This is a genomic window from Streptomyces sp. NBC_01320 (assembly GCF_035974375.1).
Classification (GTDB): domain Bacteria; phylum Actinomycetota; class Actinomycetes; order Streptomycetales; family Streptomycetaceae; genus Streptomyces; species Streptomyces yanii.
The window spans coordinates 3,099,529-3,112,423 of the sequence record NZ_CP108390.1 but is presented as its reverse complement, the minus strand read 5'-3'; the positions used below and the strand labels follow the sequence as shown (position 1 = coordinate 3,112,423).

The window sequence follows — 12,895 nt, the reverse complement described above, 5'->3', positions numbered from 1 at the left end:
GGGGCGGAGCCCCGGTTTCGGGAAGGGGCGGGTAGGGAAAAGCCCCGCCGCAGGCGCCCCACCACCCCCGCACCCGGACCCCCGCCCAGTCCGCCCGACCCCTCACCTCTCACCACGTGACCGTGACGTCCCTCACCCCTGAGTAAACGTCACCCCCACCCCCACCCCCACCCCCACCCCCACCCCCACTCACTACCGTCCGGCACCAGCGAGCCATCCCACCTCCCGCCCCGACTGTGCACCGAGAGCGGAGACCTTCATGGCACCCACCCACACGCCCGACAACACGCCCGCCCAACCCCTCACCCTCAAACCGGGCACCGCCTGGGCCGATGCCTGGCAGCGCTGCCTCACCACCGCCCCCGAGGCCTTCCGGGGCGACCGGGTCCTCAACCTCTGGGCCGCCTCCTGGCAGCAGGACGGCCACCCCCTCCCTGCCACCAGCCCCGTGGACGGCACTCCCATCGCCGGCCCGCCCCGTCTGGACGCCCCCACCGCCCAACAGGCGGTCCGGGCCTCCCTCGATCAGCACCGCGCCTGGCGCCACATCCCGCTCCCGGAACGCCGCGCCCGCGTATCAGCCACCCTCGACGCGCTCACCGAACACCGGGAACTCCTCGCCCTCCTCCTCGTCTGGGAGATCGGCAAACCCTGGCGCCTCGCCCAGGCGGACGTGGACCGCGCGATCGACGGAGTCCGCTGGTACGTCGACCACATCGACCGGCTCCTCGCCGACCGCACCCCGCTGCCGGGCCCGGTCTCCAACATCGCCAGCTGGAACTACCCCATGTCCGTGCTGGTCCACGCGATGCTCGTCCAGGCCCTGGCCGGCAACGCGGTCATCGCCAAGTCCCCCACCGACGGCGGCGTCGCCTGCCTCACCCTGGCCTGCGCACTCGCCGCCCGCGAGGGCATCCCGCTCACCCTCGTCAGCGGCAGCGGCAGCGAACTCTCCGCGCCCCTCGTCCGCTCGGCCGAGATCGGCTGCGTTTCCTTCGTCGGCGGCCGGGACACCGGGGCCCGCATCGCCACCGAAGTCGCCGACCTCGGCAAACGGCACATCCTCGAGCAGGAGGGCCTAAACACCTGGGGCATCTGGAACTTCACGGACTGGCCCTCCCTGACCGCCGTCATCCCGAAGCTCTTCGACTACGGTAAGCAGCGCTGCACCGCGTACCCCCGCTTCGTGGTCCAGCGCAGCGCGTTCGACGCGTTCCTGTCGGCCTACCTCCCCGCCGTCCGCTCCCTCCGCACGGGCCACCCCCTGGCAGTCGCAAGCCCCACCGACCCGCTCCCCACTCTCGACTTCGGCCCGCTGATCAACGCAGCCAAGGCCAAGGAGCTGGCCGATCAGGTCGCGGAGGCCATCGACCGGGGCGCGGTCCCGCTCCACCGGGGATCGACGGCCGACGCGCACTTCCTCCCGGGGCAGGACACCAGCGCGTACCTCCACCCGGTCACCCTCCTCAACCCGCCCCCGTCGTCGCCGCTCCATCACGCGGAACCGTTCGGCCCGGTCGACACGATCGTCCTCGTCGATACGGAGGCGGAACTCCTGGCAGCCATGAACGCGTCGAACGGCGCTCTGGTCGCCACCTTGTCGACCGACGACCCGGCAACGTACGCCCGCCTCGCCCCTCAGATCCGGGCATTCAAGACCGGCCACGGCACACCCCGCTCCCGCGGCGACCGCGAGGAACTCTTCGGCGGGTTCGGTGCCTCCTGGCGGGGCGCCTTCGTGGGTGGCGAACTGCTGGTCAGAGCGGTGACGGACGGCCCGCCCGGAGAGCGGCTCCCGGGCAACTTCCCGGACTACCACCTGATGCCGTAGCCACCGGGAACCAACCACCAGGAACACCCCGTGCCTCACCCGATCCCCTGACGATCAGGGACGAGCGCGAACTCCCGCTCGGTGACGTCAGGCACCGTGCGCTCCACTGCCCTCACCAGGAGCGTACGGTGCCTGACCAGCGCGCCTTTCCGATCCTCCGGCGCCAACACCAGCAGGTCATCGATCCCGGCCAGCATCCGCCGTGACACCTGCGGACTCCTCGTCGCGCACCACCGGATTCGTCGCGCACCACCGGATCTCCTCGAAAGCAAGATCCACCAGATCGGACCACTCCGGCCCTTCCTGCACGAGGCGCACCGCCCCCGCCCGGTCCCGGTGATGCACCGGCCCGAGCGGCAGACGCACCACCGCCGCCAGGAACTGCACGATCCGGTCCAGACACTGCACGGCGGTAGTCGGATCGTTCACGGCTGGGGGCAGCGCCCGCAGCGCGATGTCCGACAGCTGACGCGGCCCGAACGCCAGGTCCTGGTGCAGCGTGCGCTCGACCCCGACCGAGAGCGCGTATCGCAAGGCCCGCCGGGACGGGGCGCCTTCACCATGAACGGCCAGCACCGGCGTCCCCGGCACCACGTAGTCCCCGATCCGCGGGATCAGCCGCAGGACCACCATCTGCCGCTGAGCAGCCCGCACCACCCGCGCCACATGCACATCCCGCAGCACCCCCGCCCGCCCCTCGTACAGGACGCGCGCACTCTCCTCCGCAAGCGGCACCCCGTCCCGCTCCCCACCAGGCATCCGCCGGAGCATCCGCAGGGATTCACGGGTGAGGCGATCGACCACAGGCCCCACCTGCATGAGCCGCAGCGTGGCGCTCACATACGCGATGAACAGGAACAGACTCAGGCCGACCATGGCCAACGTCAGCGTGCTCTGCACGAGCGGCACGGACGTGACCCGCTTCGGATCGGTCTCACTCTCGTACGAGGTCAGAACCAGCAACGAGAACGAGAAGGTCGCCAGGAACACCGTCAGAGTGAGCTTGCTGATCCGGCTCCGGGAGAAGATCCGCACCACCCGCGGGGTGAGCTGACCGCTCGCCATCTGCACGGCCACCAGCGAGATGCTGAAGACGACACCGATGAACGTCATCATCGCCGAGCTGACGGTGGTGACGATGGTCCTGGCGTCGTCGGCGAACTTGATCAGATCACTGACCTCGCCGTACGCCCGCTCGCCCTGGAGTCGCGCAACGATCTCCGTATCCAGCGTCGAGACGCCCCACCACACCGCGAAGGCGCACACCAGGCCCACCGTCGGAGCGAACCAGAACGTATCGCGCAGATGCTCCCGCAAGGGGGACAGCGCACGGGGCCGCCGATAGCCGCGATCACTCATGCAGGCGAAGCTAGCCCGACCGTCTTCGCGGCAGCCGGACGCCGTCCGGCGATCCGCCGGACGTACCGCACGTGCGCGAACGACGACAGATCCTACACACGGCCAGGCCAACGGCTTCCGTGTGCCCGCCACCCCCACTGACCACCGAATATGCAGGTGAGAGGCACCCCAAACCCCTGGTATTGTTTTCTTTGTCGCCGCGGGAGACCGGGGCCGATCACCTAGTCCGGGTGGCGGAATGGCAGACGCGCTAGCTTGAGGTGCTAGTGCCCTTTATCGGGCGTGGGGGTTCAAGTCCCCCCTCGGACACAACCTGGGACGTTCACGAGATCGTCCCGAAGCGTTCACGAATTACCGGTCGAGTCATGTGACTCACCGGTATTTCGTCGTTTCTGGGGCCTCGAGCCTCGTGATCGGCTCGATGAGGGGGTGAGGCGGTGGCGGTCCAGGTACTGCGCCTCTCACCTGCGGAAACAGGACATGCCTGTGCGACGGCTGGTAGCCGTGGCGCAGGCATGTGGGGTTTTCAGGGGGCGGAGCGCGGCGGAGGTGTGTCACTCGCGTGGCGGAGGCTCGACCTGCTCGGTCGGAAGCGGTCGCGCCTGGGGCGGGTCGGAGGGCTCACCGGGTTGGGTTGCGGCGCTCTGCGTGCTGGCTTTGCGGGGCTGGATGCCCTGGTCGCGGAGGAACCGGCGGATGGCTCTGAGGTTCGCCACGAAGATGATGACGGCATTGAGCAGGGTCTGTGCGACGCGCCCGTGCGGCAGGCGGAGCTGGGGATTGTCGATGCTGTCGAGGGCGGACTTCTTGAGGTTGCCGTTGCCGCCCTCGTTCTGACTGCGCAGTCCGGACCAGGCTTCCTGCCACAGAGGGGTGAACAGGGGGTATTTCTGCCGCCACTTGGCCAGCACGGTGCCTGGGACGGTGATGCTCTTCCCCCTGCAGATGTCGGGGTAGACGGGGGTGTCCCGCTTGGGCCTGGGGATGGTGGGCAGGGCTGCCGGGGTACGGACAGTGGGGGCGTCGAGGTCGACGACGGTGGACGGGCGTGGCTGGGGCCGGCGGTAGCAGGTGACCGTGGCGTGGGACCCGAGGGCGGGGCACTGTCGACGCTGGTCCCCTGCGGGCCCGTACTCCTTGATCTTGGTCTGGTAGTCCTTCCGGGACTGGATCAGGTTGAGTGCGTGGGCGCGGTCCTCGTCCGTGCGGCTGTCGATGTATGTGGCGCCCGCAGTGATGAGCGGGGTGGGCATCAGCGGGCAGTAGAACTCGCCGCCGACCAGCTGCATGCCGCGGAACTCTCCCTGCCGGTCGACCTTGTCGTCGTTGTAGTGCTTCACCGCGTTGAGGCCGAGTTTGAGCAGCTGCAGATGCAGGTTGTGAGGCTTGGCCTGGGTGATGCCCCGGTCGGCGCAGAACAGGTCTTTGACCAGGCCTCGTTCGAAGGCCGGCTGGATGGCGCGCAGGGCGGCCGGGCCGGGTTCGGTGCCCGGGGTGTGAAGGATCATGCCGAGGCAGACCGCCGGGTAGGCGCCAGCGAGGTCGCCATGCCCATGGCCCGGGAATGCGGCCATCATGGCGTAGCGGAACTCTCTCTTCTCCGGCGCCTTGGCCTTCTTCTCCTGTCCCGACTTGGTCTTGCGAGGCGGTGGCTTGTTTGTCGTGCCGCGCCGGGTGCCACTGTTCGTGGAGGCCGCAGCTTTGCTGCTGGGCCCCGACTTCTTCTGCGTTCCTCCCTTCACGTACATCCCGGCGGTGATCTCAAGCGAGGCCCGGTCCTGGTGGTAGTCCGGCTCTTTGCCCCAGACGGGAACCGGTGTGTCGTCGACCGCGATGTGGCCAGGCCACCGAGCGAAGTCGCCGCGCCGGTAGGAAGCCATCACCGGAGCGAGAACCAGATCCTGGGCGATGGCCTCCAGATTGCGCACGGTGTCCTGATTGGCGTGGGTATTCCACTTCCGTCGGATCTTCTTGGCCTCGCTGAGCGACAGCCGCTTGCGGCGGTCGTGTGGTGCCGGGTCGAGGCGCCGGGTCATCGAGGCCCAGGACCGGTAGACGCGCTTCGACGTCGCGTACTGGTGGTGCGCGACGCGGTCGATCTCTTCTCGGGTTGCACCCTCGGGGATGTGCAGGTCGACGTTGGGGACGTCAAGGAGGGCCTTGGACCCTGGAGGGTGGTTCTGCGTGACCTTGTGCCGAGGCTTTCCGTGTTCCCTGATCCGGCCACATGGAGCGTCCGCATGCGGAGGGCATCGCTGACCCTGCCGCCAGGCGACGCCGACCTGGTGCGTGCAGAACTGGAACCGCTGTTGGTTTCCTACAGCGAGGCAGCTGAGGGCTACCGTTGGGAGCCGGCGTTGGCCTGACCCGACGGACCGGAGTGTCGTGGTCCGACTTTCGACTCTGCACAGGGTCGTGTCGCCGCGCTCGGCGGCATGCTCGAGATCGTCGCGCATTTCGGTGGCACCAGCGTCGTCATCGCCTGATGACCGTGCCCGAGACCTGATTCTCGGGGACAACTCGACGCGACTCACGACTCGTCGAGCATGGGGACGTACACTTGCAGGACGCCCCGGCGCTGGTCCGCGTAATGATCCGGACATCGCTGGCCGGCCGAAAATCGCGAACCCGCCCCGCCCGGGATTCCTGTCCCTCGGCGGGGCGGGCGCCTTGCGGACCTTTTCCACGCAGCGTGCAGTCCACGATGGAAGGGCTGTAGTTGTGCCGGGCCCCGATCGGCTCGGGCGTCGTCCAGGCGGCCTCTCGTCGTGGATAACCGCTAGGCCGCGCGCCTCGCTCCTCTGCCCGAGGGCCGTCGAGGAGCGTTGGCTCGTCATGTACAGCATCTCTGCCGAGCGGACCTCTGGAGCCTACTGCTCGTCATCGTCCGCCAAGCCGTTGATCAATGGAACGAGGAGAGGGTGAACCTTGAAGCCGGAGGCACGGCCCGGACCATTCTCGTACTCGGCGGTGAGAACCGGCACCGCGGAGTCCGGGATGGCCCCCTGCTCCACCAGATTTCCGCTGATCCGCTTGATGGGTCTGGTGAAGCCCCTCAGGCTGCGGTCGTCGTCGTAATCACAGATCTCGTACACGGACAGTGCCTCGATGCGGCCGTCCATCTCGGCCGCGTAGCGGATGACGTCGACACGATTGCCGTAACCCTCGTATGAGAGGCCGTTGAAGAGCGACTCGATCGCAGCGGCGGTCCAACCGCCTTGGGAGGGCTCGGCCTCAATGCGTTCCACTCGCTCGATGTCTTCGACGGAGCCGGCTTGCAGACTAAGTTGCAGGATGGGGGCGGCTACCTCGAGGAACTGCTTTGGCGACAGCAGGAACAGTCGGCCCCCGCCTCGCCTCCGGAGTTCTGCGGTCAGCTCTGGGCGAGGACCCCGGTTGTAACCGTGCTCCTTCCGCCACCAGTCTTCCTTAGCGTCCGCGGTCACGAAAAGGACATCACTCCCGCGTTCGGATGCCGCGCGAAGGAGCTGTTCCCACACGAAGAAGTCACCGACCGCTCCGTCGCCGTCCTTCTTGGCATCCATGTAACCGGGCGGAATGCGCTTCCTGACGCGCTCCTTGCCCACTTCGCCGAGTTTGGTGCGTTCCTCGGGGCTGAAGGGCGTTCCGACCCGGCCGGCCAGCGCGTGCTCCAGTCCGGCGATCACCGGATCGGCGCTCGTGTCGTGGGTGATGCTCTGCCATTCACCTTCACCGACCTCGTTGATCTTCTTCTGCACCTCGTCGAAGACACCCGTCAGTCGGTCGCGGAGATCTGCCAAGTCCTCGTCGCTCAAGGCCACTCGGTTGGCCCAGGTGCGCAGGGTCTGCACCGCCGTCCCGGCGTGGCCGCTCATCTCCTGGGCGGCGCTCTTGCTTGTCGATCGCGCATCGCTGATGACGCTTTCCCTGTTCCGCCAGAACTCGTCGACGACCTGGTGCGGAACACAGAGGCGGTCTCCGAGAGCGCCGAGTGCACCGAGAAGGTCGGTTCGAGCCTGTTCCGTGTACCGGTAGAGGTTCAGCAGCACGTTCGCGTCGGGGGCGACCAAGCCGTCCGTCAGCACGGCGGTGAAGTCCGCCGTCGTCGCGGTCCGGTAGGCCCCGAAGTCGTCGAAGAGACCTCGACCGCTCCCGTCGGCTGTCGTGTCACCCATCACAACCACCCCGTCTACGTCGCGCGCCGGGTCCCCTGTGCCGACGCATCTGACGGTGACCTTAGCGATTTCAACGGTGCGGCGTCGGCGAACAACTGGTACTCCACGTCAATGACCGTGCTTGGAACTGGATGTGGCGAACATCGAGGCCGGCTACGGCCATCAGCACGTCTTCCTGCCCGTGTTCGGGGCAGGAGGCGGTCTCACCGCGGACGGCGCGCCGGAAGGAAGCGAGGCACAGTCATGAGCGAAACCCAAGCCCAGACCGCTCACACACCGAGGGCGGGGGTGTGGCTGATCGGCGCCCGCGGCTCGGTCGCCACCACGGCGATCACGGGAGCGGCCGCGGTGAGGTCCGGCCTGGCCTCCCCGGCGGGATGCGTCACCGAGCTGCCCGACTTCCCGAACGCCCGCCTGCCACGGCTGTCGCAGCTCGTCCTCGGCGGACACGACGTGCTCGACACGCCGCTGTCGAAGCGCGCCGAGGAACTCGCCCACGGCGGCGTGCTCCCATCGGCGCTGCCCGCACTCCTGCGCGCCGAACTGAAAGCGTCGACGGGGAGATCGCTCCAGGTGTGCGAGCGGACGACGACCGGCCGCAGGCCGACGCGGCGGACCGCCTGACAGCCGACCTCATAGCCTTCCGGGAACGTCATGCACTCGACACCGTCGTGGTCATCGATGTCTCCTCCACCGAACCGCCACCGGTACCGCATCCCGCTCACGAGTCCCTCGCGCGGCTGGAGCGGGCGCTCCACGCGGGGCGGACCGTGCTGCCCCCAGCTCCCTGTACGGGTACGCGGCCTTCCGGGCCGGCTGCCCCTACGTCGGGTTCACGCCGTCCACCGGACCCCGCCTGCCGGCCCTCCACGAACTGTCCGCCGGTAGCCCAGGCGGGCCGTTGTCCTTGTCTGGTCGGAACGACGCCGGGCCCCGCGTGTGTGCAGCGACCCGGCCCGGCACGATGCGCGCCCCTGCTCGGTCCCGTTTCTGGGCAGTATCGCGTGTCCTCCAGGGCCTTCGGCAGTGGAGCAGGGGCGCCGCCATGGGAGACCTCATGCGCCCTTCGGTGAATTCCGGCGGACCGTTCGATGAAGGTTGCCGCATCCTGATCGGTAAGTTGTCCAGTCAAGCTAGCGTCCTTGCCTATGAGATTCCTTCGCAGAGCAGCAGGTCTAGGCCTTGCGTTGCTCTTCTTCATCCTGGGCTTCTGTGCACAGCCCGCTGCGGCGCATGTGTCACCGGAGCACGCCGAACTCGTCATATCGACCAAGGAAAACGTCACCAGTGGGCGGCTGATCGTCCACCATGACGTGGTGTCACCACAGAAGGCAGGTGCCTGGGCGTCGCACCTGCTGAGCGCGGCGTGCCCTGCCACCGGCTCCGGCGTCGCCGGGGACGGCGGTGGCGTCCCCGGCGGTGTGGTGATCGAGCTCGCGTGGAGCTGCCACGTCGACAAGCTCGACCTGAGCGCGATGCTGCAGCAGGGCGGGCTGACCCAGGTCGTCGCCGAGTTCGACGGCACCACGGTCAACGCCAACGCGCAGACCCCCGTCGTCGACGCATCTGGTGCCCACGCGCTTCCCACCTTCCCCTGGGCAGCGGTGGCACTCGGCATCGTGCTGGCCGCCGCGATGCTGCTCGCGGTGTGGCAGATCCGCACCGGGCGACTCCAGGTCGCCCAGCTGGTCGCCAGGGTGCGCGCCGGCCGCGGGCGGATCAAGCTGGCCGCTGTCGGCGTGGTGACGCTGTCCTTCCTGGCTCCCCAGGTGGCCTCGGCGGCGCCGCTCGCCGAGCAGGCAGCGGCGACCGCGGACACAGTCACTGTCACGGGCACGGTCTTCGAGGACGCCAACGGCAACGGCAAGCGCGACGCGGGCGAGGCTCCGATGGCCGGGGTCGACGTCACGGACGGCGCCGGCTGGACGTCGACCGGCGCGGACGGTTCGTACAGCCTGCAGATGGACCCGACCCGCCGGGAGACCGACCTCATCAGCATCGTCTCCCCGAACGGCTACACCCCCCATCTGCGCGACGACTACGTCCCGGAGTACTTCCACAAGGTGCCCGAGGGCGGTCCGAGCACCGACATCGACTTCGCCCTCGTCAAGGACAAGAACGCCGCCAACCCCACCGAGAAGTGGTTGATGGTCTCCGACACCGAGACGGCCGGCGACCCGGAGTGGACCGGCCACGTCAATGCGATGTCCGAGGTGGACGGCGCGTCGATGGCGATCGACACCGGTGACATGACGGTCATCGACGGGACCCCGCCGTCGGGCCGGCAGCGCAATTTCGACGGCCTGCGCAAGGGCCTGACCGACGGCAAACTCGGCATGCCGTTCTACCCGGTGATCGGCAACCATGACTTCGGCGGCGATGTCAACTCCAGTGGCTATGGCGGCAGTATGGAGTTCTACCGCCGCAACATGGGCCCGGAGTGGTACAGCTTCGACCGTAACGGCCGTCACATCGTCGTGCTTGAGGACAACTACGACTCCAGCGGTCTGAAGCCGCAGCTGGAGTGGCTGCGTGAGGACCTCAAGCGCCACGCGGTGGGTAAGCAGGTTCTGGTCTTCGCGCACCGGTCGCTGTTCACCCAGTGGGGTCCGGGGGCCGGCATGCAGCCGACCATCGACGAGCTGGCGAAGTACGACGTGCGGATGTTCGCCGCGGGCCACAACCAGCAGGCCGAGTACCGGCGTGGCGCCTGGGACCGTTCGGTTGAGATCAACAACCAGGGCACGTACGGCATCGACGGCTCCCAGCCGGACTACAAGATCCTTGACTTCAAGGAGATCACCGACGACCCGGACACCAAGCGCAACGAAGACACCGGCTACGTCACGGGTACGCACCGGGAGTTCAACGTCCATGACGATGCCGCGCTGGTCAGCCCCGCACAGGGCAGCGTCCACGCCGCCAGCGCCAAGATCCCGGTCGAGCTGTACGCAGAGGACGACGGCCGTACCCCGGACAACGCGTCCTTCACCATCCGCGACAGCCACGGTCATACGGTGCGAAAGGACAGCCGCCTGAAGTTCGGCGTGGCCAACCGCCGTACGGGCATCGAGAACTGTTACACGGCGCCCGGCGGCAAGCCGGAGCCCTGTCCGGACGCCCGGATTTCCTGGACCCGGGCCAGTGACAGCATCGAGGGTCTGGCCCCGGGAACGTACACGGCGAAGATGACCGCCGTCGACACCAAGGGCAAGGCGTGGGACACCATCACCAACACCTTCACGGTGGTGCCCGACAGCAAGTTGCACAAGCCCAAGAGCGGCCAGGACTGGACCCGTCAGGGCCGCGACGAGGCAGGACGCTCCGCGAGCGCGGACAATCCGGGCAGCGAGCTCGACCTGCGCTGGGCCGCCAACACCGGTGAGCAGTTCAACCTCAACGGATCGGTGATCGCCGACGGCAAGGTGATCGTCTCCTCCCGGGCGTTCGACTCCCCGTACAGCATGATGCTCGCCTACGACCTCAAGTCCGGCCGCGAGATCTGGCGCACCTACCTGGACGGCGACGCGGAGTCTGCGCCGACCCTGCACGACGGCAAGGTCTACCTGACCACCGGCGTCGGCCGGATCTACGCTCTCGACGCGGAGGACGGCCACGTCGCGTGGCAGTCGATCGACCGTGAGGAGCAGCACGGTGACACCGTGCGCCGCTACGGTCGCGCGGGCGGACCGGTCAGCGTCTTCGCGCTTGCGGGCGAGGACCACCGTTCGGTCGCCGTCTACCAGGACGCGTACAACATCCGCTGCCGTGATGGCGCGACCGGCGCGATGCTGCCCGGCGGTTTCGGCGGCTCGTTCTCCTGGGGCCAGTTCCACAGCACGGCGATCCGCCAGCCCGGCTCCAACACCGCCTACCTGCACGATGGTTCCAGCAACAATCTGATCGCCATGGATCTGGCGACCTGCACGAAGCTGTGGGCACAGGACACCGGCGGCAACATCGACAGCATGTCCTCCCCGGCCCTCACCGATCCGGCCAGCGGGGACCCGCAGCTGGTGACGATGACCGCGAGCGGTGCCCGCGGGCACGACCTCAAGACCGGTAAGGTCCTGTGGAAGGCCGCCTGGGACGACCCGTGGCTCTGCGAGAACGGCAAGGCTCCGCAGACCAGCCCCGCTGTCTGGGGCGACATCGCCTACATCGCGCGCCGTGACGGTGTCGTCCTCGCCTACGACACCAAGGCGGCCGACCCGTCCAAGCCGCTGTGGGAGACCAAGACCGGCTACCTGCCCGGGGAGAGCCCCAAGGATGACAAGGCGAAGGTGGCCAGCGGCTGCGCCGACAAGCAGGGGCCTGGATCCCCTGCGATGCACGCCCTGGCCACCAAGGACCTGGTGTACGCGGGCACCCGGGACGGGCGTCTGGTCGTCCTGGACCGCGCCACCGGCGCGCGGCTGACCGAGTACAACCTCGGCGGCGGGGTGACCTCGGCACTGTCCGTCAGCGGTGACTGGGTGATCGCCCTCACCGACGACGGGTCGATCCACGCTCTGGCTGCGAACGGCCGCCAGCGGCCGAAGACGTCCCTCACGGTGACCCCGACCGAGACGACGGATGCGCAGCCGGGTCACGCCATCGACGTGAGCGGCACGTTCAATCTGTCGGCGAATGGGCCGGTCAGCGACGTGGAGCTTCGCGTGACGCCGCCCTCCGGGTGGAAGGTCGACGGTGCAACGGTGTCGAAGGCGTCTTTGCAGGACGGCTCGTCCATCGAGGGCCGGTGGGCCGTCACGCCGCCGGAGCACGTTGCCTCCGGGTATTACGACCTGCCGGTCGTAGCCACCTACCATTTCCGTTTCCCCAATGATCCGCTGGACCACCCGATGAGTGTGGAGAAGAAAGTCCGGGTGTTCGTGCCGCCCCCCGCCCCGAGCGGAACTGCATCTCTCAGCGACCTGCCGTTCCTGAGCGAGTCCAACGGGTGGGGCCCGGTCGAGCGCGACAAGTCCAATGGTGAGAACGGCGCCGGCGACGGAAAGACCCTGACCATCGGCGGGAAGACGTACGCCAAGGGCCTTGGGGTGCACGCGAACAGCGAGATCACCTTCTGGCTCGGCAGCAGCTGTCGCACCTTCCACGCTGAGGTTGGTGTCGATGACGAGGTCGGGGGTGGATCGGTGGCGTATCAGGTGCTCGGCGACGGCAAGCAAATCGCCGACACCCCTGTCGTCCGCGGCACCGACAGTGCCCGCACCGTCGATGCCGACGTGACAGGGGTCAGGATCCTGACACTGAAGGTCAACGACGGCGGTGACGGCAACGGCTCCGACCACGCCGACTGGGCCGACGCCCGGGTGGTCTGCGACTGAGCCACCCGCCGGTCCGCCGGTCTGTTCTCACCCGCGCGGTGGGCCACATGCCGCCGCGGTGAGCCGGATCCGCGTTCCCACCAGCGATCCCTGCACATCATCCTCGGCACACATGGACCTCAGGTCGGGCTCGTGGCAGACCGAAGGACCATCAAGCCGAGGGTGATGTGCACCGGCCGCCCGCCGCCTGCGCGGCAACGGCCGCTGACCCACCGTCC

8 protein-coding genes, 1 tRNA gene and 1 pseudogene are annotated in these 12,895 nt (G+C 68.3%); 7 read left to right on the top strand and 3 right to left on the bottom strand.

The window, feature by feature from the left end; translation table 11 throughout:
• Positions 1-259 precede the first annotated feature (259 nt).
• Positions 260-1,831 carry an aldehyde dehydrogenase family protein gene (locus OG395_RS14435; RefSeq protein WP_327243295.1) on the top strand — a complete coding sequence of 524 codons (1,572 nt, stop codon included), beginning with the start codon at positions 260-262 and terminating at the stop codon, positions 1,829-1,831.
• A gap of 35 nt (positions 1,832-1,866) precedes the next feature.
• Here OG395_RS14435 and OG395_RS14430 read toward each other — a convergent pair.
• Positions 1,867-3,190, bottom strand: a pseudogene (locus tag OG395_RS14430) (DUF2254 domain-containing protein).
• A 224-nt stretch (positions 3,191-3,414) separates the two neighbouring features.
• On the opposite strand from OG395_RS14430, the gene OG395_RS14425 reads away from it, so the two are divergent.
• Positions 3,415-3,499 (top strand) — tRNA-Leu (locus OG395_RS14425).
• Between the two features lie 245 nt (positions 3,500-3,744).
• Here the strand turns inward: OG395_RS14425 and OG395_RS14420 are convergent.
• On the bottom strand, positions 3,745-5,226 hold the full coding sequence (locus OG395_RS14420) for a hypothetical protein (RefSeq protein WP_327243294.1): 1,482 nt from the start codon (positions 5,224-5,226) through the stop codon (positions 3,745-3,747).
• Positions 5,227-5,430: 204 nt separating this feature from the next.
• Here OG395_RS14420 and OG395_RS14415 point away from each other — a divergent pair, with 204 nt between their 5' ends.
• A complete protein-coding gene (locus OG395_RS14415; protein ID WP_327243293.1) occupies positions 5,431-5,556 on the top strand; it encodes a hypothetical protein in 126 nt (41 codons plus the stop codon).
• Between the two features lie 504 nt (positions 5,557-6,060).
• Here the strand turns inward: OG395_RS14415 and OG395_RS14410 are convergent.
• Positions 6,061-7,347: a PIN domain-containing protein gene (locus OG395_RS14410; protein WP_327243292.1), complete on the bottom strand. Its 1,287-nt coding sequence runs from the start codon at positions 7,345-7,347 to the stop codon at positions 6,061-6,063.
• A 121-nt stretch (positions 7,348-7,468) separates the two neighbouring features.
• Here OG395_RS14410 and OG395_RS14405 point away from each other — a divergent pair, with 121 nt between their 5' ends.
• The 4 genes from OG395_RS14405 to OG395_RS14395 all read left to right on the top strand — a co-directional run bounded on the left by OG395_RS14405 (position 7,469) and on the right by OG395_RS14395 (position 12,677).
• Positions 7,469-7,594 carry a hypothetical protein gene (locus OG395_RS14405; protein WP_327243291.1) on the top strand — a complete coding sequence of 42 codons (126 nt, stop codon included), beginning with the start codon at positions 7,469-7,471 and terminating at the stop codon, positions 7,592-7,594.
• Complete coding sequence (locus tag OG395_RS58335; RefSeq protein ID WP_442818558.1) at positions 7,591-7,971, top strand: inositol-3-phosphate synthase; 381 nt, start codon at positions 7,591-7,593, stop codon at positions 7,969-7,971. The genes OG395_RS14405 and OG395_RS58335 overlap by 4 nt, the downstream gene beginning before the upstream one ends.
• Positions 7,923-8,420, top strand: coding sequence for an inositol-3-phosphate synthase (locus OG395_RS58330; RefSeq protein ID WP_442818557.1), 498 nt, complete (start codon positions 7,923-7,925; stop codon positions 8,418-8,420). Before OG395_RS58335 ends, OG395_RS58330 begins: the two co-directional genes overlap by 49 nt.
• A 114-nt stretch (positions 8,421-8,534) precedes the next feature.
• Complete coding sequence (locus OG395_RS14395) at positions 8,535-12,677, top strand: NPCBM/NEW2 domain-containing protein (protein WP_327243290.1); 4,143 nt, start codon at positions 8,535-8,537, stop codon at positions 12,675-12,677.
• Positions 12,678-12,895 lie beyond the last annotated feature (218 nt).